This is a genomic window from Nocardiopsis sp. SBT366 (assembly GCF_001083815.1).
Taxonomy (GTDB): Bacteria; Actinomycetota; Actinomycetes; order Streptosporangiales; family Streptosporangiaceae; genus Nocardiopsis; species Nocardiopsis prasina.
On sequence record NZ_LAVM01000088.1, the window covers coordinates 1 to 22,816 of the forward strand.

At 71.5% G+C, this 22,816-nt stretch carries 19 protein-coding genes and 1 pseudogene; 6 read left to right on the forward strand and 14 right to left on the reverse strand.

Annotated features, from left to right (window positions below; translation table 11 throughout):
* The 5 genes and pseudogenes from ADX84_RS27130 to ADX84_RS21410 form a co-directional block, all read right to left on the reverse strand.
* A pseudogene (locus ADX84_RS27130) lies at nt 1–97 on the reverse strand (FHA domain-containing protein); the annotation flags it as partial.
* Between the two features lie 8 nt (nt 98–105).
* Nucleotides 106–1,455 (reverse strand): VWA domain-containing protein, encoded by a 1,350-nt coding sequence (locus ADX84_RS21395; RefSeq protein WP_049578379.1) that lies wholly within the window; start codon nt 1,453–1,455, stop codon nt 106–108.
* Complete coding sequence (locus ADX84_RS21400) at nt 1,439–2,857, reverse strand: PP2C family serine/threonine-protein phosphatase (RefSeq protein ID WP_049578381.1); 1,419 nt, start codon at nt 2,855–2,857, stop codon at nt 1,439–1,441. Before ADX84_RS21400 ends, ADX84_RS21395 begins: the two co-directional genes overlap by 17 nt.
* A 17-nt stretch (nt 2,858–2,874) precedes the next feature.
* Nucleotides 2,875–5,340 (reverse strand): serine/threonine-protein kinase, encoded by a 2,466-nt coding sequence (locus ADX84_RS21405; protein ID WP_049578383.1) that lies wholly within the window; start codon nt 5,338–5,340, stop codon nt 2,875–2,877.
* Nucleotides 5,341–6,594, reverse strand: a complete 1,254-nt coding sequence (locus tag ADX84_RS21410) for a hypothetical protein (RefSeq protein ID WP_049578414.1) — start codon at nt 6,592–6,594, stop codon at nt 5,341–5,343.
* Nucleotides 6,595–6,804: 210 nt separating this feature from the next.
* Between ADX84_RS21410 and ADX84_RS21415 the strand changes: the two genes are divergently transcribed.
* The gene (locus tag ADX84_RS21415) at nt 6,805–7,002 is read left to right on the forward strand and encodes a hypothetical protein (protein WP_049578385.1); all 198 of its coding nucleotides are present in this window, start codon (nt 6,805–6,807) and stop codon (nt 7,000–7,002) included.
* Here ADX84_RS21415 and ADX84_RS21420 read toward each other — a convergent pair.
* Both ADX84_RS21420 and ADX84_RS21425 read right to left on the reverse strand, forming a co-directional pair.
* On the reverse strand, nt 6,999–7,535 hold the full coding sequence (locus ADX84_RS21420; protein ID WP_049578387.1) for an AAA family ATPase: 537 nt from the start codon (nt 7,533–7,535) through the stop codon (nt 6,999–7,001). The two genes, ADX84_RS21415 and ADX84_RS21420, sit on opposite strands and share 4 nt — an antisense overlap.
* 129 nt (nt 7,536–7,664) lie before the next feature.
* Nucleotides 7,665–8,816, reverse strand: a complete 1,152-nt coding sequence (locus ADX84_RS21425) for a macrolide family glycosyltransferase (RefSeq protein WP_049578416.1) — start codon at nt 8,814–8,816, stop codon at nt 7,665–7,667.
* 215 nt (nt 8,817–9,031) lie between these two features.
* Between ADX84_RS21425 and ADX84_RS21430 the strand changes: the two genes are divergently transcribed.
* Nucleotides 9,032–9,346 (forward strand): putative quinol monooxygenase, encoded by a 315-nt coding sequence (locus ADX84_RS21430; RefSeq protein WP_049578390.1) that lies wholly within the window; start codon nt 9,032–9,034, stop codon nt 9,344–9,346.
* Nucleotides 9,347–9,392: 46 nt separating this feature from the next.
* Here the strand turns inward: ADX84_RS21430 and ADX84_RS21435 are convergent, their stop codons facing one another.
* The 4 genes from ADX84_RS21435 to ADX84_RS21450 all read right to left on the reverse strand — a co-directional run bounded on the left by ADX84_RS21435 (nt 9,393) and on the right by ADX84_RS21450 (nt 14,943).
* Nucleotides 9,393–10,226, reverse strand: a complete 834-nt coding sequence (locus tag ADX84_RS21435) for an HdeD family acid-resistance protein (RefSeq protein WP_049578392.1) — start codon at nt 10,224–10,226, stop codon at nt 9,393–9,395.
* Between the two features lie 222 nt (nt 10,227–10,448).
* Nucleotides 10,449–11,735, reverse strand: a complete 1,287-nt coding sequence (locus tag ADX84_RS21440) for a citrate synthase (RefSeq protein ID WP_049578394.1) — start codon at nt 11,733–11,735, stop codon at nt 10,449–10,451.
* A 778-nt stretch (nt 11,736–12,513) separates the two neighbouring features.
* A complete protein-coding gene (locus tag ADX84_RS21445) occupies nt 12,514–14,139 on the reverse strand; it encodes a peptide chain release factor 3 (protein ID WP_049578397.1) in 1,626 nt (541 codons plus the stop codon).
* Between the two features lie 87 nt (nt 14,140–14,226).
* On the reverse strand, nt 14,227–14,943 hold the full coding sequence (locus ADX84_RS21450; RefSeq protein ID WP_049578400.1) for a TetR/AcrR family transcriptional regulator: 717 nt from the start codon (nt 14,941–14,943) through the stop codon (nt 14,227–14,229).
* Nucleotides 14,944–15,075: 132 nt separating this feature from the next.
* On the opposite strand from ADX84_RS21450, the gene ADX84_RS21455 reads away from it, so the two are divergent.
* Entirely contained in the window at nt 15,076–16,230 is a 1,155-nt protein-coding gene (locus ADX84_RS21455) for an acyl-CoA dehydrogenase family protein (RefSeq protein WP_049578402.1), read from the forward strand.
* A gap of 68 nt (nt 16,231–16,298) precedes the next feature.
* Here ADX84_RS21455 and ADX84_RS21460 read toward each other — a convergent pair whose 3' ends face one another.
* Together ADX84_RS21460 and ADX84_RS21465 are read right to left on the reverse strand one after the other, a co-directional pair.
* Nucleotides 16,299–17,114: an NAD(P)H-binding protein gene (locus ADX84_RS21460; RefSeq protein ID WP_049578418.1), complete on the reverse strand. Its 816-nt coding sequence runs from the start codon at nt 17,112–17,114 to the stop codon at nt 16,299–16,301.
* 117 nt (nt 17,115–17,231) lie between these two features.
* A complete protein-coding gene (locus tag ADX84_RS21465) occupies nt 17,232–17,474 on the reverse strand; it encodes a hypothetical protein (RefSeq protein ID WP_049578404.1) in 243 nt (80 codons plus the stop codon).
* A gap of 179 nt (nt 17,475–17,653) precedes the next feature.
* Between ADX84_RS21465 and ADX84_RS21470 the strand changes: the two genes are divergently transcribed.
* The 3 genes from ADX84_RS21470 (at nt 17,654) to ADX84_RS21480 (ending at nt 21,031) form a co-directional block, all read left to right on the forward strand.
* A complete protein-coding gene (locus ADX84_RS21470) occupies nt 17,654–18,829 on the forward strand; it encodes a sensor histidine kinase (RefSeq protein WP_049578406.1) in 1,176 nt (391 codons plus the stop codon).
* A complete protein-coding gene (locus tag ADX84_RS21475) occupies nt 18,826–19,521 on the forward strand; it encodes a response regulator transcription factor (RefSeq protein ID WP_199776662.1) in 696 nt (231 codons plus the stop codon). The genes ADX84_RS21470 and ADX84_RS21475 overlap by 4 nt, the downstream gene beginning before the upstream one ends.
* Before the next feature lie 67 nt (nt 19,522–19,588).
* Complete coding sequence (locus ADX84_RS21480; protein WP_369801131.1) at nt 19,589–21,031, forward strand: glutamate decarboxylase; 1,443 nt, start codon at nt 19,589–19,591, stop codon at nt 21,029–21,031.
* Between the two features lie 3 nt (nt 21,032–21,034).
* On the opposite strand, the gene ADX84_RS21485 is transcribed toward ADX84_RS21480, so the two are convergent.
* Entirely contained in the window at nt 21,035–22,771 is a 1,737-nt protein-coding gene (locus tag ADX84_RS21485) for a serine/threonine-protein kinase (protein WP_049578412.1), read from the reverse strand.
* Nucleotides 22,772–22,816 lie beyond the last annotated feature (45 nt).

Sequence of the window (22,816 nt, forward strand, 5' to 3'; positions counted from 1 at the left end):
GGGTGGGGGGCGGTACCGACAGGGCCTGAAGACGCAGTCCGCAGACGTCACAGAAGTCGTTGGCCGTGGAGTGGTGCCCCGACGGGCAGCTCGGCATGGTCCCTCCTACCCGGGTCCGGGGGCGCCGCCGGGTGCCGGTCCACCCGGGTGGGGGCGGGTCCGTACGGTCCGGGTCGAGTTGGTGTCGAGGGTCATCTCGTCGACCTTGTCGACGCTGGTCCTGAGCCGCACGGTTCCGGTGGCGGCGTCGACGACGTCGACGACGCGGTCGAGGAGCCTCGCGGTCTCCTCGTTGCCCGACTCGTGTGCGAGCGCGACGGCCCGGCCGAGCCTGGTGGTGGCGGTCGCGTCGTCCCCCTCGCGACGGGCGTCGAGCCCGTCCTGGATCGCCTGGGCCAGTTCGACCTGGCCCGTGTAGTGGGCCACCCGGGGGTTGATCTCGGTGGCCCTGTCCTCGTCCGACGTCCATTCGGTGAGGATGTTCCCGGAGGCGAGGACCTGGTCCTGGGCGTCGCCCTCTCCGGGCAGCACCACCCGGACCCAGCCCGCGCGCAGCTGGCGGCCCGGGTCGCCCGGCCGCACCTCCACGCACACGTGGTAGTCGCGGCTCTCCGTCCCCCAGGAACCGGTGGGGTAGTCCCCGGCCTGGGCGACCCGCTCCACGGCCCGGTGGGTGAGGTCCCGGACGGTGGGCGCCACCTGCTTGACGTAGCGCACCACGGCGTTCTGCGGGGTCCACAGGCGCAGCGCCACGTCGGCCACCGCTTTCCCCATGGAGGCCTGGGCCATCGCCCGGAAGTCCGCCTCCAGATCGGCGGGGTCGGCGACGATGCCGGGGCCGCCGCCGAGCAGCGCGGCGTCGATACGGCGCAACTCCTCCACCTTCCAGTCGGTGCCCACGCCCCGGCAGTCGCACACGAAGCTGCCCTCGAGCCGTCGGAGCACCCTCTCGAAGACCTCGGACATCTCGTTGTTCTGACCGTCGGTGAGCAGGATTGCGTGCCGGATGCCGTCGCCCGCGGTGTCGAAGAGCTCGGCCGCCCTGAGCAGCCAGTTCCCCATGCGCGTGCCGCCGTCGGCGCGGAGCCGTCCCACTGCCTCAAGGGCCGCGGCCCGGGTCGAGGCGTCCACCTCCACCAGGCGGGCGGACTCGGGGAAGACCATCTCGGCCTCGCGGTGCCCGGCCACGACGGCGAAGCGGACCCCGTCGCGCAGGGTCTCGATGGCCGCGCGGGCCGCCCGCTTGGCCGCGTTGATCTTCTCCCCGTACATCGAGCCGGAGGTGTCGACGATGATCACCTCCGAGGCCCGCACCGACGAACCCACCAGCACGGGGCTGTTCGAGGTCACGCTCACCACGGCGTGCACCTCCGTCCCGCCCAGCGGCAGGTACGGGTTCTGGTCGATCTCGACGCGGAACTCGGGCTCGGCGGAGCGGTCAGACCTGTCCGGCACGGGGACCCCCTTGGTCGGTGGGCACGGGAACGACGACGACGGTGATGTTGTCCTTGCCACCGGCCCGCAGCGCGAGGCTGACGTAGGTGCGGGAGGCCTCCCACGGTGCGCTCGACGCCCCCGGCACCGCCTCGGTCAGGTCCCGGGCCTCGGGGTAGTAGTTCCACAGGCCGTCGCTGCACAGCAGGACGGCCCCGGGGCCGGTCGGGGTGACGGTGGAGATGTGCGCGTCGATCTCCCCCGAGTCCGCTCCCATCCAGGCGATGAGCGCGTGGGCGTTGGCCGAGCGCATGGCCTCCTCCCGGGAGAGGGCGCCCATCTGCACCATCGCCTCACTCCAGGAGTCGTCCCGGGTGAGCAGGGCGGAGGCGCTGGAGGCCGGACCACCGGAGATCCAGTAGGCGCGGCTGTCACCGACCCAGCCGACCGTGACGGCGCCGCTGACCGGGTCCACCACCGCGGACACGAAGGTGCAGGCCGGGGCGGAACTGGGTGAGTCGGCGATCGCGGCCACCGCCTCGGCCGCGCGGGTCATCGCGGTGGCGGTGGCCTCGCGCGGGTCCGCGCCCCGTCGCACGCGTTCGGCGAGCACCGTCGCGCCCGTCTCGGCGGTGACCCGGGAGGCCTCGTCAGAGCGGGGGGAGCTGGACACCCCGTCGCAGACGACGGCCACGACGGTCCCGGCGGCGTGCGGCGCGTCGTCCTCGACGACCCGGACGGCCATGGCGTCCTCGTTGCGTCTGTGCCGCAGGCCGCGGTCGCTGACGCCGAAGGCTCGCGGGGTGCGCACCTCGACGTGGTCCCGGCCGGTGGGCTGGAGGAAGCCGCACTTCTCGCAGTACCCGTCCGCGACCCGTCCGGGGCACCACACGCACAGGTCGGGGTCGTCCACCGAGACCGGTTCACTGCCCACGGCGGGCGGCGGCCAGTCGGGGACCACGCTCGGCGACGGCGACGGCTCGGCGGGGGCGGGGTCCCGGCGCACCGGCTGGGTGGCCTGGGAGTCGACGTCGTCCCAGTCCGACCCCGGCGCCTCGTCTGCGCCGGACGGGACGGGCGCGGCGGACGCGGCCGACTCAGTGGGGCCCGACGCGGAGACGGCGGGCGCGGCGGACACGTCGTCGACGGCGCCTTGCAGGCTCACCTGGGGCGCGGTGGGGGCGCCCTCGGCCGGGACCAGCCCGGGGCGTTCGACCGTCACCGTCTCGTCCTCCGCGGACACGACCCTGCGGAAGGTCCCGGTCATGCTCGCCTGTGGCGTGGTGGGGACGCGGTCGGGCGGGCCGCCCTTCCCCGCCCCGGAGCGCGCGTCCACCGGGAGGGTACGGCCGCAGCCCTCACAGTAGAGGTCGCCCTTCGACACCGTTTCGGCGCAGGCAGGGCAGGTCCGTACCTCGGTCATCGCCGTTCCTTCACTTCTCACAGCAGTGTCACGGGGCGGAGGGAGTTCGCCCTGTCGATGAGCTCGTGGCGTTCCGGCGTCCGGCTGGAGCGGTGGGCCAGGGCCCGGTACCGGCGCTCCAGGTTGGCTCGGACGCCCTCCTCGGTGAACTCCCCACCGAGGAGCCGCTGGCCGGCCGGGGCCGCGCCGCCCGCCCGCAGCCAGCCCAGGGCCGCTTCGAGGACACGGGTGGCGAGCCGGTCGGCGGACTCGCTGTCCAGCCCGATCCGGTCGAGTCGTTCCCCCGCGCGCACGTGGTCGGCGCCGTCGGTGGCGCCGGTGGCGAGCGCGGCGATCAGCGCGGTCTGGGCGTGCACGTAAAGGCTGGACAGCTCGGGTACGGCGTCCAGGACCCGGATGGCCGCGGCCCGGTCGCCCTGGGCCAGCCTGACCCTGGCCAGTCCGAAGGCCGCGCTCACGTACGAGTGGTCGGTGGACCACACCGTGGAGTACTGGCGGGCGGCCGTCTCCAGGTCCCCGGTCCGCTCACAGGCCAGCGCCAGACCGAGCTTGGGCGCCACCTCCCCGGGGAGGTGGTCGAAGAGCTCGTCGAAGTGCCCCCGGGCTCCCTCGAAACTGCCGGAGCTCAGCTCGGCGACGGCGAGGTACCACATCGTCCGCCAGTCACCGGGGATCGCGGTGCTGAACTGCTGGAGGGCGTCCAGGGCCTCGCCGTGCCTGCCGACCGTGATCAGGGCCCGGGCGAGCATCAGGAGGGTCTCGGGGGACGGCGTCTGGGCCGCTCGCAGGGTCGGGATGAGTTCGGCCGGGGACATGCCGCCGAAGCTGCGCAGGAGCTGGGCCGCTGGGTCGGACGGGTCGATGAGCGGGGCGGGCAGCATCCCCGCGGACTCGGTGGGCGGTGGCGGACTCAGCATGCGGTCGGCGTTGTGCGTCCCCACGTCGGAGACCAGGGTGAAGCTCTCACCGCCGAAGAGCACCGATGCCGCCGGGTGCGGGGTGCCCTCGATGTCGGACAGGACCTCGCGGAGCACCCCGGTGAGCTGGTCGGCCATGTCCCCGGCGTCGTGGAAGCGGGCCTCCAGGTCGATGTTGGTGGCCCGGCGCAGGAAGCGGTCGTAGGACTCGAACCGCTGGAGCAGGGGCACCTCGTGCCGGTCGGGGATGCTGTGCGGGTGCTGGCGCATGAAGCTGAAGTGGAAGCTGAGCACGGCCAGGGCCCGGCCGACCGAGTAGAGGTCGGCGCTCACCGTGGGGCCCGGTCCGCGCAGCTCGCCCTCGGGCACCCGGTAGCCGGGGGTCGTGTAGACGGGGCTGAGCGTGTCGTCCATGCGCCGGACGCCACCGAGGTCGATGAGCTTGATCAGCTCCTCGCTCTGAATGACGTTGTCCGGCTTGAAGTCGCAGTAGAGCAGGCCCCTGGAGTGCAGGTAGCCCAGGGCGCGCAGGCACTCCAGGCCGTAGGCGATCACCTGGCCGAGGGGGAGGACCTCCTCGGCCGAGCCGTTCGCCCGGCGTTCGACCAGCAGTTCCCGCAGGGACTTGCCGCCCACGTACTCCATGACGATGTGGCCGCCCGGGATTCCGGTGCGCGGATCCGGGTGCTGGGAGAAGTTGATGATCTTGACGATGTTGGGGTGCTCGACCTCGGAGAGGAACGCGCGCTCCGCCGCGGCCGCCTTGTGCGCCTCGGCGTCACCGGCGTTGAGCAGGCCCTTGAGGACCACCCAGCGGTTGTTGACGTTGAGGTCACGGGCCAGGTAGATCCACCCGAGGCCGCCGTGGGCCAGGCAGCCGAGCACCTGGTACTGGCCGCCCACCACGTCGCCCTCGACCAGCTTGGGGGTGAAGGAGAACTGGGTCCCGCACTGACGGCAGAACCCCTCGGTGCGGCCCGGTTGTTCACCGCGCGACCGGCCGACCTTCTCGGAGCAGTTGCCGCAGAACCGGTTCTTCTCCGACACGACCGGGTTGGTCATGATCGCGTCGGAGGGGTTGTGGGCCGGGACCAGGGGGACCTGGAGCAGGCCGAGGCCGAGCATGCCGCGCCGGGCGCCGCGGCCGGAGCCGCCGCTCCCGCTGGGCGAGGTACCGATGGTCCCGGAGCCGCTGCTCGGTCCGGACCGGCCGGACAGGCGGATGTTCCCCGAGCTGATCGGGTGGGAGTGCACGGCCGCGTCGTCGCCGTCGGAGTCCCGTGTGGAACCTCCCGAGGAGGCACCCGAGGAGGGGACGGACGACGCGTCGGAGCCGCCGACGGTCCACCGCCGACCGGGGGCCCGGTGGGGCGCGTAGGAGGGCTGGGTGCGCTCGTCGACGGGGTCCTGGTTCCGGACGGCCGCGCGCCGCGGTCCGGACACCGGCGGACGCGGCGCCGTTGGGGTCGGGGAGGGAGGGCGTACGCCCACCGGGGCCAGTCCGCACACCACGCAGAAGCCGTCCTCGATCTGGCCCTGGCAGCCGGGGGAAGTGCACATGGTCATCTAGGTCACACCACCATCAGTCTCGCCGTCAGACGCCCCGTATCCCGGTCTGGTTCTGTCGTCCGGGGAATCGCTTCCCGAAAGTTCCAGAAGCGACCTCTGGTAGGCGGAGAGCGCCCTGGTGGCCGCCCGCAGGTCGCAGGGGGCCTTCCACAGTTCCCAGTGCGCGCGGCCGTGGAGTCCGGAGAGCCGTTCGTGCTCGGCCAGACCGAGGCGGACCGCGCGGGCCCGGTAGGCGTCCAGACGGCCGCGAAGCTCGGCCCGGCGCGCGAAGAGCTCCGAGAGGTTGCGCTCGCACTCCTGTGCGGCGTCGCTGGCCTGGTGCACGTCGTGCTGGACCCGGCCCAGACGGGCGCCCAGACCCCGCCAGTCGCTCCGGGAACGCAGGAGGTCCATCTCCAACAGGGCGGCGCGCAGCCCCGGAACCGGGTCGGGGACGTCCATGGCCCCGGGTTCGGAGATCTTCGCCACGACCCGTTCCCGCAGTGCACGCGCGCGCCGGAGGGCCTGCTCGACGTCGTCGATGGCCGAGACCAGGCGGGCCACGCTCTCGGAGTAGGAGTCGCGCATCCTCAGCGCGTCGCGGAGTTCGCCACGGGTGCGGGCCAGGAGTCCCCGGAGGTGGTCCAGTGACGAGGTGTCCACACGGGCCTCGACGACCAGGACGAGCGGGTCCCGGCGAACGGTCTCCCCCACCCGGACGAGCTGTCGGCGCAGACCCTCGTGTTCGTCCTCGCCCAGTTCCACCTGGTCCGAGAGGGTGCAGACCTCCTGCCACATGGTCTCCAGCTCCGCGAGCCGGGGGTGCAGGACGTCCCAGGCGGTCTCCACCGCCGAGATGACCTCCGTGGCCTTGTCGTAGTCGGCCGACATCCGCGCGATGGCCTCGGCGATGGTGACGCGTTCGGAGTCGGGATCGAGCAGACCGCGTTCGAGCAGGGGTCCGCGGTCCAGCGGCAGGGTGACGGACTGGCCCCTCAGCAGGAAGGCGAGTTCCCTCTGGGGATCCTCGCCGCCGAGTTCGCGGACCAGGTTCGCGCGGTCCAGCACGAGCGCGAAGGCGCCGTGAACCGTCCACAGGCTGTGGAGGTGTGCGGCGGCGTGCTCCCAGCGTTCACGGGTGCCGCCCTCGAGGTCGGCGTCCCTGAGCAGCCGGTGTCCCACGTGCTGGTCCAGGTCCGCGAGACGGAGCTTGATGCGGTCGGCCTCGCCCCGCACATGGTTGATGGCGTGGTCGAGCACCTCCCAGCTCATCGGCGTCACCTCGGGATCCGCGTCCCTGCCCACCCGACGAAACACCTCCAGCGGACCGCGGACCGCACCGATTTCTCCCGTTACCTAGGACAAGAGTGTGGCCGTGCCCACTCCGAACCACAAGGGACTCCCGCGTTTACGGCCACGAGCGGCCACAAACGCAACACACATGTCATCTCAGGTATCCCGTCCGCTGGGTACGACAACGGCATGGACAGAACAGAGGAAGAGTTCCCCGGTATCGGCGCCCCTGCACGCAGGGCCCTGAACCGCGCCGGGTACACGCATCTGGAACAGCTGGACGGGGTGAGTGAGACCGAGCTGCTGCGGCTGCACGGCATGGGCCCCACGGGCACCGACATCCTGAGCGACCTCCTGAACGCCCGCGGCATGTCCCTTGAGCCCTAGCCGTCCAGGTGGTCCAGGAGGAAGCGTGCTCGGTCGGCGACGGGGACGCGGGGCAGGGTGACCAGTTCGTACCCGCAGGCCGGGTAGGCCTCGCACATCGCCTCGAAGGTCCGTTCGGCCTCCTCCGGCGACTGGTGGCGTTCGGTGTCCCCGGCGAAGATCTCCGGCCAGGGCGGGGCGACGAACACCGTGCGCCGGTAGCGGAACGCACGGGTGGCCGCCCACAGGTGTGCGGGCACGGGCAGTCCCCGCAGGCGGTGGTACCCGACCAGGTCGGGGACGCCCCGGTCGCACAGGACCAGCCCGTCGTGCTCGGCGGCCTCACGGTGGGATCGCATCTCCCACGCCAGCATCAGCTCGGCGAAGAGGGCGTCGTCCCGCCAGGCCAGGCCGAGTCCGTCGATCTCCCGCTGGTCGCGGATGATCGCGCGACCCGCCTCGACCGTGCGCCGGTGGCCGAGCCCGGCCAGGTGGTCGATCAGCGTCGTCTTGCCCGAACCCGGGCCGCCGGTGACGACGACGAGGTGGTCCATGGTGGTTCCTCCTGGTGACTGGTGATGACGGCCGTCGTGGAGCGGCCCGGAGTCCTGGTGGAACGCCACCGCGGTGCGCCGTGCCCGAGTGGGCGCGGCGCACCGCGTTGGTGGGGGCGCCGTCCCGGACTACTCGGCGGCCTCGGCCTCGATGAGGTCGGCCGCGTACGAGGCGCCGCCGTCCCGGAGCCGGGCGCTGATCGCCGCCAGGCGCGCGGCCACCTCCGGGTCCGAGGTCAGGTCCAGCAGGGCCGAGCGCAGTACCTCGGCCGTGGCGTCCGCCGAGTCGATCCGACGGGCCACCCCGGCCGCCTCGAGGTGGTCGGCGTTGTCGAACCCGTCCGTCGCCTGGGGCACCGCGATCATCGGTGTGGCCGTGTACAGGCCTTCGCTGGAGCCGCCCATCCCCGCGTGGGTGACGAAGGCGTCCGCCTGGCGGAGGACGTCCAGCTGCGGCACCCAGGAGTGCACCTCGACGTTGGCGGGGACCTCGCCCAGCTCGTCGGTGCCCACGAACCGGCCGACCTGGAGCACCACGTGCCAGCCCGGCAGGTCGCCGAAGGCACGCAGGCACTCGCGGTAGAACCCGGGCAGCCGGGTCAGGGCCGACCCCATGGACACCAGCAGCACCCGCTCGGCCCCCTCGGGGCGCCGCCAGGTGCCCTGGTCCCCGCGCGCGCCCAGGCACGGGCCCACGAAGGTGACCGCGTCCGAGACCGTGTCGGCGAAGGGCTGCATCTCGCGCGGGATCAGGGCCAGGGCCCGGTCCGGGGCCCCGGCGAAGCTCGCGTGGTCCAGCCCCGTGACCCCGTTCTCGGCCAGCCAGGCGTCGAACTTCGCGAAGTGCTCGGTGGCGCCGGGCCGCGCGCGCAGCCACTCCATGACGGTGTCCCCGTGGTCGGCCCAGGCCACGTAGGTGGGTGAGAGCTGGACGGTCGGCACGCCCCAGTTGACGCCCAGGACCCGGGCGGCGTACCCGCCGATGTCGTACAGGAGGAGGTCGGGACGGTCCTCGTCGTAGGCGTCCCGCAGAACGGGCAGCACGTTGATCGCGTCGTCGAGGAAGACGTCCATCCCCTCGACGGGGTCGTCGGACCACTCCTCGTCGCCGGTGGGCAGCGTGGTGGTGAAGCGGACGAGTTCGGCGCCGGTCGAGGCGATCAGCTCGCCGACCCGGTCCACGGGGTCGTTGGCGTAGGTGACCCGGTGGCCGCGGTCGACCAGCTCCCGGATGATCTCCAGGCTGGGCAGGACGTGGCTCACGGCGGGGACACCGACCATGGCGATGTGAAGGCGGCGGGTCAAGGTACTTCTCCAGAGGATCGTCTACGGGTAGGACTGGGGTGCGCCGGTCCCCCGAGGGGACGGCGCGGGGCGTCGTGGACGCCGGGTCCTAGCCGTAGATCTGCTGGAAGTACATGCGCGCCAGGTTAGGGCAGCCCTGCCCGGACGTCCAGCGCTTTTTCGAGGCCACCCCCCGCCAGGAAGGACCCCACGTGACCGCTTCCCCCGTCGCACTGGTCATCTCGATCCGCGCCCTGCCGGGCCGCCGCGAGGACTTCCTCGCCGGGATCTCCCGCAACGCCGCGCACGCCCTGCGGGAGGAGCCCGGCTGTTGGCGCTTCGACGTGGTCGGCGACCCCGGGGACCCGGACGCCTTCTGGGTGTACGAGGTGTTCGCGGACGAGGCCGCGCTGGCGGAGCACCGGCGGTCCCCCCACTTCCGGGCATGGCAGCAGGAGAAGGCCGCGCTGGTCGTCCCTGGCAGCCAGGTCGACCGGCGCGGCCCCCTCCTCGTCAGCGGCGGCTGAGCCGCCCGTGGCCCCGGCTCCGGGCTCGGGCCACGGTTCCCCGGCCCTACGGGGTCCCGGGGTCGTTCGGGCCCTTCTTCGGGGCCCTGTGGCGTCCCGAGCGGGGCGAGGCGGTCTCGTCGTCCCCGGGCGCCTGCTCGGTGTCGCTCCCCTCGCCGCGGTAGCCGTCCGTGTAGCCGCCCGCGTACCCCTCGTCGAACGCGCTCACCGGACGCTCGGCGTCCTCCCCGGCGGCGGCCGTGGCACCGCCCGCCCCGTCGAGGTCCGCGTCGGTGTCGGCGTCCGCGGTGGCGACGGTGTCCTGCTCGCTGGTCGACCGGACGCCGCCCGTGGCGCCGCGCAGCTGGAAGCCCGCGACCGCCATGACCACACCGAACACGATCGCGTACACACCGACGACCAGCATGATCGCCTCCGCGCCCGCCAACGGCCAGAACCACATCAGGAGACCGAAGATCACCGAGAGGGCGCCGACGAAGATCAGCAGCCACTCGGAGCTGATGTGGGCGCGCAGGCGCACGGCGGTGACGATCTCAGCGACACCGGTGACGATCGCCCAGGCGCCGATCAGGAAGACGATGGCGATGATCGCGGCCATCGGCCAGGTGAGGGCGAGCAGACCCAGGACGATGCTCAGTCCGGCCTGGACGCCCAGCGACAACCGGCTCCCCGGTGTGGCGCGGTAGGCGGTGAACGCGAGCGCGACCCCGTCCACCAACGCGAAGACACCGAAGATGATCGCCAGGGCCAGCAGGCTCGCCCCGGGCCAGACCAGGGCCAGCAGACCGAAGACCACCGCGACCACACCGCGTACGACCAGGACCCACCAGTGACGGCTCAGTTCTCCGAGTATGTCGCCTGTCAACGCGTACCGGACCATGACCAGGCCCCCTTCCTCGTGTGGTCCCGCTCGTGTGCGGGGTCACCCTCTGCCACTTCCCTCAACGTCGCATACGGATGACAGAAAGTACGCAAAATACACGGCAAGGGAGGTTCTTCACCTGGAACTGGGACGCTCGGCGCGCACTCCACACAGACCCTGGAAAACGAACGCCCGCCCTCGTCAGTGACGTGGGCGGGCGGTCGAGGTACTCCGGCGGGGTCAGCCCTGACCGGGGTAGCGGCGCTCGGCGGAGCCGATGTAGTGCTGACGCGGGCGGGCGATCCGGAAGGCCGGGTCGCTGAGCTGCTCGCGGTAGTGGGCGACCCAGCCGGGCAGGCGGCCGATGGCGAACAACACGGTGAACATGTTGCTCGGGAAGCCCATGGTGCGATAGATGACGCCGGTGTAGAAGTCGACGTTCGGGTAGAGCTTGCGCTCAGTGAAGTACGAGTCCTGGAGCGCGGCGGCCTCGAGTTTGAGGGCGAGCGCGAAGAGCTCGTCGGGGTTGTCGTGGCTGTCGAGGATCTGGCTGGCCAGAACCTTGATCTCCTTGCTGCGCGGGTCGAAGTTCTTGTAGACCCGGTGGCCGAATCCCATGAGACGCATCTCGCGGGCCTTGACCTTCTCCAGGAAGTCCTCGATGGAGATACCGGAGTCGCGGATCTCCTCCAGCATCTCCAGGACGGCCTGGTTGGCGCCGCCGTGGGAGGGGCCGGACAGGGCGTTGATGCCCGAGGCGACGCTGGCGTAGATGTCGGCCTTGGAGGAGCCCACCACGCGCACGGTGGCCGTGGAGCAGTTCAGCTCGTGGTCGGCGTGCAGCACCAGCAGCATGCCGACGGCCTTGTTGAACAGCTCGCCGAGCTCACCGGTGGGGGCCTCGTCGCCGAAGGTCATCCGGATGAAGTTGTCGACGTAGTCGAGCGAGGGGTCCGGGGCGATCGGCGACTCGCCGATGGAGTTGCGGTAGATGCGGGCCGCGATCGTCGGCAGCTTGGCCATCAGCCGGATCGTGGCGAGCTCGACCTGGTTCTCGTCGTCCGGGTCCACGCTGTCGTCGTAGTACGCGGCGAGGGTGTTCACGGCGCTGGAGATCAGTGCCATGGGGTGGCCGTTACGGGGCATCGCGTCGATGAACGCGCCCATGTCGGCCGGGATGTCGGAGTTGTCGCGCAGCTGCTCGGAGAACTCCTTGAGCTGGCCGGGCTCCGGCAGCTCGCCGTAGATCACCAGATAGGCGGACTCGAGGAAGGTGCTGTGTACGGCGAGGTCCTCGATCGGGTACCCGCGGTAACGCAGGATGCCCGCGGCCCCATCGATGTAGGTGATCTTCGAGCTACACGAAGCGGTGTTGCCGAACCCAGGGTCCAGGGTCGTCATACCGGTCGACCCCAGCAGGGTCTTCAGCTCGATGGTGCTCTCACCCTCGGTACCGGTGAAAACCGGCAGCTTCAGCACGCCGCCCTCGTAGTGGAGCTCCACCGTGCGCTCTTTGTCATCGCTCATGCCCGAGGTCAACCTTTCCAGGCGGGGGATACGTGAGGTGCGTCAGACGCGAGGCGATCCGCCGCCGCGACTTGTTCACTCGTTATTGTTCTGTTTTGTTAAACGACGGTTAAGCAAAATCATATAAGTTTCACCGATTCACGAACAGGTGACATGCAACACATACCCAGACGTGATCAGAATTACCGTGGAGTGAAGATTTACAGACTTTGCCGAACGTCGATAACGCCGTGATCGCCCTGAGACATCACGGACGCCGACGGGGTTCTCCCGCCATCCGTCCCTGGCCTCCTGAACCGGTCCCCTGGGCGCCCCGAACCCCCACGCGGGACGCACCCGGAGCCGCTCTTCGGACCGCCCTTCACAGATGCGGACATACCCGAACGGAACTCGGTGCGGCCAGGTGTTCGAACACGCCCTAGCGGCCTGCCCTCAGGGTACCTTCGCCCTGATCACAAGGGCTGAGGCGGGGCACCCCCGACTCGGTGATCTTGGCCTCTGCGCAGCCCGGAGGCGGTGCGGCGGCCACCCTGCGAGTGCCGTCCCCGGTACTCCGGGGACCTGAGTATGTGCCCCGCGCACGAGAGTTCACACGCGTCCCGGACGTGGCATTCGTCCCTCTCGTCACAGCCGGGCGACGACCCCGAACAGGGCACGGCGAATGGCACACCGAACGTGACCGGAGCCGACAACGGGTGACCGGCATTCACCGCCGGTAAACAATGACTTCACGCAATGCCGGAGAATCCGGCCCGCGGTGTACAGCCGGTGACGGGCGCTACTCGCCCTCGTCGACACCACCGGCGAGCAACGCCTCCATGAACAGCGAGGGGTGGTCCCGCTCGATCACGCGCAGACGCCACTTGTTGTGGACCAGGACCAGCAGTTCACCGTCCGAACGGCGCCGCAGGACCTCGGCCCCGGACAGCGCGTGCAGCGTCGGCGCGGACTCCTCGTCCGTGCGGCGAGCCACCGAGTACTCCAACGGTGAGGCCTCGATCGGGCTGCGGAACTCCTGCTCCATCCGGTGCCTGACCACGTCGAACTGGAGCGGGCCGACCGCCGCCAGCACCGGGGCCTGCTCGCCTCGCACGTCGGAGGTGAGCACCTGCACCACGCCCTCGGCGTCGAGCTGGGCGATACCGCGCTGGAACTGCTTGTACTTGCCCGCGTCCACCGCGCGCGCCACCACGAAGTGCTCGGGCGCGAAGCTGGGGATCGGCGGGAAGGAGACCTTGGGGCCGTCGAACAGGGTGTCCCCCACCGCCAGCGCGTGCGCGTTGACCAGGGCGATCACGTCGCCCGGGAAGGCCGTGTCGATGGTGGAGCGGTCCGAGCCGAACACCGCCTGGGTGTACTTGGTGGCGAAGGGGCGGCCGGTGGGCGCGTGCGTGAGCACCATGCCCCGGTCGAACCGGCCCGAGCTGACCCGCACGAACGCCATCCGGTCCCGGTGGTTCTTGTCCATGTTGGCCTGCATCTTGAAGACCTGGCCGGAGAAGGGCTGCTCCACCCGGCGCGTGCGGTCCTTGTCGTCGACCTTGGCCGACGGCGCGGGGGCCAGGCCCACGACGGTGTCCAGCAGCTGGCCCACCCCGAAGTTGGACAGCGCGGCGCCGAACAGCACCGGGGAGGACTCACCCGCCATGAAGGACTCGTGGTCGAAGTCGGCGCCCAGGGCCTCGAGGAGTTCGATCTCCTCCTTGGCCTGCTCCCAGGCGTCCAGCTCGACCTCGGCGGCGCGATCGGAGTCCAGGACCTCCTCGATCGCCTTCTGGGCGCCGCCGGGGGTCCGCGTCATCTTGGTGTACGTGCCGCTCGTGCGGTCGACCAGGCCGCGGAAGTCGCCCGCGATGCCGACCGGCCAGTTCAGCGGGGTCGGGCGCAGGCCGATGCGCTGCTCGATCTCGTCGAGGAGTTCCAGCGGCTCGCGGCCCGGCCGGTCCCACTTGTTCACGAACGTGATGACCGGCATCTTGCGGGCCCGGCACACGTCGAAGAGCTTGAGGGTCTGCGGCTCCAGACCCTTGGCCGAGTCCAGCAGCATGATCGCGCAGTCGACCGCCGAGAGCACCCGGTAGGTGTCCTCGGAGAAGTCGGCGTGGCCGGGGGTGTCCAGCAGGTTGAGGACGCGGTCGTCGTAGTCGATGCGCAGCGCGGCCGAGGTGATGGAGATCCCCCGGTCCTGCTCCATGTCCATCCAGTCCGAGGTGACGCCCTTGCGGTCGCCCTTGCCGTGCACGGCTCCGGCGGAGGAGATGGCCGCGGCGTGCAGCGCCAGCGCCTCGGTCAGCGTCGACTTACCGGCGTCGGGGTGGGAGATGACCGCGAAGGTCCGCCGCCGCTCCGCCTCCTGGGCGACCTCGGACTCCTGCTTGGTCGCTCCCGCCGTGTCCACGCTCATCTGCGCTGCCGCCCCGCCTCGTGTGCTGCCCTGTTTTCGGCCCCGTCCAGCCTACGCGCGCGTGGGTGTGGCTGGGACCCGATCGGGCTACCGGTCCCGCTCGACCGCCTCGGAGACCCGTCGCAGCAGGTCGGAGGGGTCCGTGCCGCTCGGGTAGACCGCCACCAGGACGCGCTCCCCCTCGCCCGCGGCCCGCGCGGACGAGCCGCCCCGCTCCGCCCCGGCGCCGCCGATCAGGGGCGCGGCGAGGTCGGCGATCCTGGTCATCGCCTCGTCGAAGCGGTCCCACACCCCCGCGTCCCCGGGCGCGCGCAGCCAGCCGCGCAGCACGTGGTTGTGGGCGGCGATGACGGCGGCGGCGACCATCTCGACCTCAAGGGAGGGCCGATCGTCCCCCGCGCTCTGGGCCAGGTAGCGGCTGAACGCGGCCTGGTACCTGGCGGTCATCGCCACCTCCCGGTCCCGCAGCCTGGGGTGGGCGCGCACCAGCCGGTACCGGGGGACGGTGATCTCGGGGTCGCGCACGTAACCCTGGAAGACCAGGCGCGCGGCGGTGACCACCGTGGCCGTCGGGGCCTCGGGGGAGGCCTCCATGTAGCGCACGACCGTCTCGAAGAGTTCGTCGTGCTCGGCGAAGAGGAGGTCCTCCTTGGAGCCGAACCTGCGGAAGAGGCTGCGCCGACTCACCCCGGTGGCCGCGGCGATGCCGTCCATGGTGGTGCCGTCGAAGCCCTCGTCGGTGAACAGCCGCACGGCCGCGAGCACCGCCTCGCGGGTCGACACACGCGTCGTCGCCACGCCCACCTCCCCCGCTCGTTCCCGGCGATTCGTCCGGCGCCAAGGTATCCGCCCCGTCTGTGTACTTCGCACCGATCATCTCCTACCCTGGCACCGGATGCCATATTCAGGCACGCGGTGCCAAGCGAGGAGAGCGTGATGGGCGACTTCGACCTGTTCAAGACCAACGAGGAGCACGAGGAGCTGCGGGCCGCGGTCCGCTCCGTGGCCGAGGACAAGATCGCCCCGCACGCCGCCGAGGTGGACGAGAAGTCCGCCTTCCCGCAGGACGCGCTGGACGCCCTGGTCGCCACCGACTTCCACGCCGCACACATCTCCGAGGACTACGAGGGCATGGGCGCCGACGCGCTCGCGACCTGCGTCATCATCGAGGAGGTCGCCCGCGTGTGCGCCTCCTCCTCACTCATCCCGGCGGTGAACAAGCTCGGCACCATGCCGCTGATCCTGGGCGCCTCCGAGGAGGTCAAGCAGCGCTACCTGCCGCCGGTGGCGCGCGGCGAGGCGATGTTCTCCTACGGCCTGTCCGAGCGCGAGGCCGGTTCCGACACCGCGTCCATGCGCAGCCTGGCCACCCCCAAGGGCGACGACTGGATCCTCAACGGCCAGAAGTCCTGGATCACCAACGCCGGTGTCAGCGAGTACTACACCGTCCTGGCCGTCACCGACCCCGAGGGCAAACGCGGCCGCAACATCTCCGCCTTCGTGGTCCACGCCGACGACGCCGGGTTGACCCTCGGCGAGCCCGAGCGCAAGCTCGGCATCAAGGGCTCCCCCACCCGTGAGCTGTTCTTCGACGACGTGCGCCTCCCCGGCGACCGCATGGTCGGCGCCCCGGGCGAGGGCCTCAAGATCGCCCTGCGCACCCTGGACCACACCCGCGTCACCATCGGCGCTCAGGCCGTCGGCATCGCCCAGGGCGCCCTGGACCACGCCGTGGCCTACGTGAAGGAGCGCGAGCAGTTCGGCAAGGCGATCGCCGAGTTCCAGGGCATCCAGTTCATGCTCGCCGACATGGCCATGAAGCTGGAGACCGCCCGGCAGATGGTCTACGTGGCCGCCGCCAAGTCCGAGCGCGGGGACGACGACCTCGCCTTCTTCGGCGCCGCCGCCAAGTGCTACGCCTCCGACGCCGCCATGGAGATCACCACGGACGCCGTGCAGCTCCTGGGCGGCGCGGGCTACGTGAAGGACTTCCCGCTGGAGCGCATGATGCGCGACGCCAAGATCACCCAGATCTACGAGGGCACCAACCAGATCCAGCGCATGGTGATGGCCCGCCAGCTCCTGAAGTAGGCCGTCGGCCTCACGACGCCCGCCTCCGGCTCCCGGGCTCGGGGAGGCGGGCGTTCGCCCCTTCCGGGTCAGTGCACCGACTCGCGGACGAACTTCGCCATGGGAACGGGGTCACGGCCCAGGGCGCGGCGGACGTCGCCGGTGACCACCGCCGCCTGACCGTTGGCCACGGCCCGGAACCGTTCGTTGAGGGTGTCCACGTACCGGTCCGACCAGCCCATGTTGGTGGCCCGGAAGTAGAACCCGGCCTCGTCGAGCTTCTTGTACCGCCACACGGGGCTCTCGGTCCCCTTGGTCATCCGCACGACCTCGCGGAAAGTGACGGGGGCGGGCCCGGTGAGCGTGTACTCCCGGCCGTGGTGGGAGTCGTCGGTGAGCGCCGCGACGACGGTGTTGGTGACGTCGCGCGCGTCCACGAAGCTGACCGCCGCGTGCTTGCGCAGCGGCAGCTCCAGGCGCCCGTTGCGCGAGCGCGCCAGCCGGGCGAAGAGGCCCTCGGTGAAGTCCTGGTCCAGCCAGTTGGGGCGGACCACCGTCCAGTGGTCGAACAGCTCCCGGACCCTGCGTTCCAGGACCCGCTGCTCGGAGTCGGGTGGACCGTTCTCGGTCCCCATCGCGGTGGTCAGCACCGCCGTTCGGACCCCGGACCCGGCGGCCTTCTCCAGGAAGGCCCCCGCCCGGTCGGCCAGCCCACTGGCCATGGGAACGGTCACGAAGAGACTCTCCACCCCCTTCAGCGCCGGTTCCCAGCTGGTGGTGTCGGTCCAGTCCAACCGCACCTCACCGTCCCTGGAGGCACCGGCCGCGGGCAGGCCGCGTCTGCGCAGTTCGGTCAGGACACGTCGACCCACCTGTCCGGTGGCGCCGGTGACCAGTGTGCTCATCGGGTGATCCCCCAGGTTCACGCGCGGGTGCTCCGCCTGCTGACGGTACCCACTCCCGGGGGCCAAACGAGCGCGAAACGGTGGAACCGGTCCGTGTCAGGGGCTGACGCGGGGGTCTCAGCCGCGCCCGCGGGAGTGTGTCAGCGACTCCACGCAGACGACGAGGACGATCCCGCAGGCCGCCAGCCCCAGGTTGGCGAGCAGGGCGTTCTCCTGGAGCACGGCGACGTTGCGGACCACCAGGCGGTTGAAGGCGTTGAGCACGATCCCGAGGATCGGCTGCGTCCAGAGGTGGTCGACGGCCCCGCTGATGCCCATGAGGGTGAGAAGGGCACCCAGGCCCTGGAGTGCTCTGCGCATGACACGAGGCTAGGGAGCCCGCACCTTCGCGCGGATCGGCCGCGAGGTGGCCGCGCGCCCTTCCGAGGTCTTCTCCCGGGGGCCGCCACGCGACCAAAGTAGCGACCCGGGCGGCCATCGGTATCGAGTCGGCCCCGTCCCCTCACCTGCGGGTCGTCCACTCCATAGACTCCGAGACGATGAACGACACGACCTCCTCCCGGCAGCGGTACCGGCGCGGCGCGCGCGACTGGGTCGTGGACTCCCTGATGTTCCTGACGGCGCTCGGATTCGGGCTGCTGGGCGTGGTGACCCTGCCCGGTGAACCCCCTCCGCCGGTTCCGCCCGACCCCCTCAGGGTCACCGAGCAGTTGGTCGCCCTCGCCTGTTGCACGGCACTGTGGTGGCGGCGCCGTTGGCCGGTGGGGATCGCCGTGGTCCTCGTGGCGGCCTCAGCGGTGTCCCAGCTGGCGATGGGGGCGATGCTCGTCGCCCTGTTCTCCCTGTGCGTCCACCGCCCGCCCAGGGTGGGGCTGACGGTGCTCGGCCTGAGCTTCCTGGCCTCGTACGTGGGCGCCCTGGTCCACCCCGACCCGCACGGAACCCCCGTCGTGACGACGTTCCTGCTGAGCGCCGTCTTCCAGGGCGCCGCCGCCGGATGGGGCCTCTCGGTGCAGCACCGCCGCCAGCTGTTCGACTCCCTGCGGGAGCGGGCCGCGCACGCCGAGGCCGAGGCCCAGCTGCGCGCCGAACAGGCCCAGCACCGGGTCCGCGAGTCGATCGCCAGGGAGATCCACGATGTCCTGGGGCACCGGCTCTCTCTGCTCAGCGTGCACGCCGGCGCCCTGGAGTACCGGCCGAACGCCCCGGCCGAAGAGGTCGCCCGCTCCGCCGGGGTGATCCGGGAGAGCGCCCACCAGGCCCTCCAGGACCTGCGCGAGGTGATCGGGGTGCTGCGCGCGCCGGTGGGCGAGCTTCCACAGCCCACGATGGCCGACCTCTCCCAGCTGGTGACCGAGGCCGGCGACACCGGCGCCGGGGTGGACCTCGTGGAGGAGTACTCCGGTGAGGTCCCCGAACGCACCGGGCGCACCGCGTACCGGATCGTCCAGGAGGGGCTGACCAACGCCCGCAAACACGCCAGCGGCGCCCGTACGTCCGTGCGGATCTCCGGGTCCCCCGGCCGGGGGCTGAACGTGGAGGTGGGCAACGGACCCGCCGTCCACGACCCGGAGGCGGTCACCGAGGCGCCCGGGGGCGGCCAGGGCCTGGTCGGCCTGGCCGAGCGGGTCTCCCTCGCCTCCGGCCGCCTGGAGTACGGCCCGACCGCCGATGGTGGCTGGCGCCTTTCCGCCTGGCTACCGTGGCCCTCATGAGCGAAACGGAGCGGGACGTGGACCGACGGATCGGTGTGGTGATCGTCGACGACGACGCCCTGGTACGGGTCGGTCTGGTGATGATGATGGGCGGCGCCCCGGACGTGCGCGTGCTCGCCGAGGCCGAGGACGGCGGCGCGGTCCAGGAGCTGGTCGAGCAGCACTCGCCGGACGTGGTCCTGATGGACATCCGCATGCCCACGGTGGACGGCCTGACCGCCACCGAGCGGCTGCGTGCCCTGCCCGACCCACCGGAGGTGCTGGTGCTCACCACCTTCGACGCCGACGAGCACGTGCTGCGCGCCCTGCGGGCGGGGGCCGCGGGGTTCCTGCTCAAGGACACCCCGCCCGAGGAGATCGTGGAGTCGGTGCGGCGGGTGGCGCGGGGCTTCCCCGTGTTGTCGCCGAACGTGACGCGGCGGCTCATGGACCGGGTCGCCCAGACCGATCAGGGAGCACGCGCGGACCGGGCGAGGGCCCGCCTGTCGGTGCTGAACGGGCGGGAGACCGAGGTGGCGGTCGCCGTCGGCGAGGGGCGGTCCAACGCCGACATCGCCGCACGGCTGTTCCTGAGCGTGCCGACGGTCAAGACCCACGTGTCCAGCGTCCTCACCAAGCTGGACCTGAACAACCGCGTGCAGATCGCCCTGCTGGTGCACGACGCCAGGCTCCTCGACGAGGACCGGGGCTGACGCCGCGCGGGTCCTCCCGTCCGGAGGGGACTCCGGATCGCATACTGGTGGCGACCATGGCATCACGGTGAGCACGGGGGCGCGGATGGGCGGGCACGAGGACGACAGCGACGCCGACGTCTACGCGGAGTGGCTGATGCGCCACGGCGCACCCAAGGACGGCTTCCCGCGCCTGGGCACCGAGGCGCGCGTCGCCTACCAACTGGTCCACGACGAGCTCATGCTCGACGGCGTCTCCCGGATGAACCTCGCCACCTTCTGCACCACCTGGGTGGAGCCCGAGGTGCACCGGCTCATGGACGAGTCGCTCGACAAGAACATGATCGACAAGGACGAGTACCCCCAGACCGCCGAGCTGGAGCGGCGCTGTGTGCGCATGCTCGCCGACCTGTGGCACTCCCCCGACCCGGCCGGGACCCTGGGGACCTCCACCACCGGTTCCAGCGAGGCCGCCATGCTCGGCGGGCTCGCCGCCAAGTTCGCCTGGCGCGAGCGCCGCGAGGCGGCGGGCCGGCCCACCGACCGACCCAACCTCGTCTGCGGGCCGGTCCAGGTGTGCTGGGAGAAGTTCGCCCGCTACTTCGACGTCGAGCTCCGCCAGGTCCCCCTGCGCGGTGACAGGTACGTGCTGGAACCGGACGACGTCGAGCGTCACTGCGACGAGAACACCATCATGGTGGTCTGCAACTTCGGCCAGACCTTCACCGGGCTCTTCGAGGACGTCCGTGGCATCACACAGGCCCTGGACCGCTTCGAGGAGCGCACCGGCCACGACATCCGCGTGCACGTGGACGGGGCCAACGGCGCGTTCGTCGCCCCGTTCACCGAGCCCGACCTGGTCTGGGACTTCCGGCTGCCCCGGGTCCGCTCGATCAACGCCTCCGGCCACAAGACCGGACTGGCCCCGCTCGGCGCGGGGTGGGCGATCTGGCGCACCGCCGAGGACCTGCCGGAGGACCTCGTGTTCCGGGTCAACTACCTGGGCGGGGAGGAGGCCACCTTCAGCCTGAACTTCTCACGCCCCGGCGGGCAGGTCGTCTCGCAGTACTACGACTTCGTCCGCCTGGGCCGCGAGGGCTACCGGCGCGTGCACGGGGCCCAGACGGAGACGGCCCGGCACCTGGCCGAGCGGGTGGCCGCCATGGGCCCGTTCGAGATCATCCACGGCGGCGACCCGGACCGGGGCATCAGCGCCGTGGCGTGGCGGATGGTCGGCGACGAGCCCTTCACCCTCTACGACCTCGCCGACCGCCTGCGCACCCGGGGCTGGCTGGTCCCCGCCTACCCGCTGCCCGTGGACCGCCAGGACGAGGTCATCCAGCGCGTGCTGGTGCGGCACGGCTTCAGCCGGGACATGGGCGACCTGTTCCTGGCCGACCTGGAGCGCGCCATCGAGCACCTGCGCGGCCACCCGCCCACGCCCTCGCTCACCCAGGACGAGGCGGGCGGCTTCAACCACGGCGCCGGTTCGTCCACCAGCACGCCCCCGCCGCCCTCCCGGAGCGCCTAGTCGCTAGGCGGGGTCGAAGGACTCCGAGATGCGGTCGAGGAGTTCGTGGTTGTAGTCCTGTTCGTCGGCGCTCACCAGGAACAGGGCGTAGCCGATGTCCTCGGTGTGGAAGCCGCGGTTGATGGCGTGCATCTCGCCGTTGCGCCCGCTGAAGGTGAACTCCCAGTCGGCGGCGCTGACGTAGTCGTCGGCCCAGTCGGAGTCCACGTCCTCGATGCCGATCAGCGAGTAGCCGCCGAAGTTCTGGCGGCCGGTCGGCTCGAAGTCGCGCCAGTCGTCACCCGCGTCGTCGTTGGGGTTGGAGGTCTGGTCCACCAGCAGGTAGCCGCCGTCCGGGTTGCGGAAGTAGACCATGTGGCCCTGGCGGTCGACCTCCCAGTTCCCGGGCACGTCCACGGAGAAGCCGCTGGAGTCCTCGTGGCGTTCGAGGAAGTCCCACTGGTCGTCCTCCTCCTCGTCGTCCTCGTCCTCGGCCGCCGCTTCCTCCTCCGCGCCGCCCTCACCCTCGGCACCGGCGGAGGCCTCGGTCTCCTCTGTGGCGCCCTCCTCCTCCGGGGCGCCTCCGGCGGGCTGCTCCTCGCTGGAACCGGCCAGCCCGGCGTCCGTGTCGTCCGACCGGTCCATGCTGACGAACAGCGTGGCCGCGCCGACGGTGACCAGCAGGACGACCGCGGCAACGGCGACCAGCAGCGTCCTCCTGCGGGAGCCCGCCGCGTGCTCGCGGGGGCGCCGGGGGACGCCGGGCGGCGGCGGGACCGGGGCGGGTGCGGCCTCGGCGGCGCTGACCGCGCGGTGCACGGTGCCCTGGTCGGTGACCCGGTTCCAGTCGGACGGGGCCTGCGGGTCGGCCGGTTCCAGGGCTGGTTCGGGCGCGAGGGCGGGTGCCACCATGGTGGTGCTCGTCGAGCCCCCGGAGTCCCGGATCTCCCGGAGGAGCGCGCGGACCTCGGTCACCGACGGCCGGTCCTCGGGGCGCTTCTCGGTGAGGGCCTCCAGGACGGGGCGGAGCGCGCCCGCGTTGGACGTCTCCGGCAGGTCCTGGGTGACGATGGCGGTCAGCGTGGCCATCGGGGTGGGCCGGTCGAACGGGAGGGTGCCCTCCACCGTCTGGTAGAGCGTGATGCCGAGCGCCCACATGTCGGAGGCGGAGGTGGCCGCGCGCCCGTGCGCGACCTCCGGGGCCAGGTAGCTCGGGGATCCGATCAGCAGCCCGGTGCTGGTCAGGTGGGTGGAACCGTCCAGGTGGGCGATGCCGAAGTCGGTGAGGACGGCGCGGTCGTTGCCCGCGATGAGCACGTTGCCCGGCTTGATGTCGCGGTGCACGATGCCGCGCTCGTGCGCCTCGGCCAGACCGGCGGCCATCTGCTCGCCGACGTTGGCCGCGCGCGGGACCGCCAGTCCGCCCTCGTCCTTGATGAGGTCGCCGAGGGAGGGACCCCGGACGAGTTCCATCACGATCCACGGGCGGCCGTCCTCCTCCGCCACGTCGAACACCGTGATGATGGACGGGTGGCTGAGCTGGGCGGCGCTGCGGGCCTCGCGGATCATCCGCGTGCGCAGGACGTCGACCTCGTGCGGCGGGAGGCTGGGCGGCGTGGTCAGCTCCTTGACCGCCACCGGGCGGTCCAGCAGTGTGTCCGTGCCGCGCCAGACCCGGCCCATGCCGCCCGCGCCGATGACCTCGTCCAGGCGGTACCGGTTGACCAGGACACGGCCGGGGTCGGATTCCGAACTGTTCATGTGCGCGCGATCCTCTTCGGGGGAGGGGGCCTTCCGGGGGAGGAG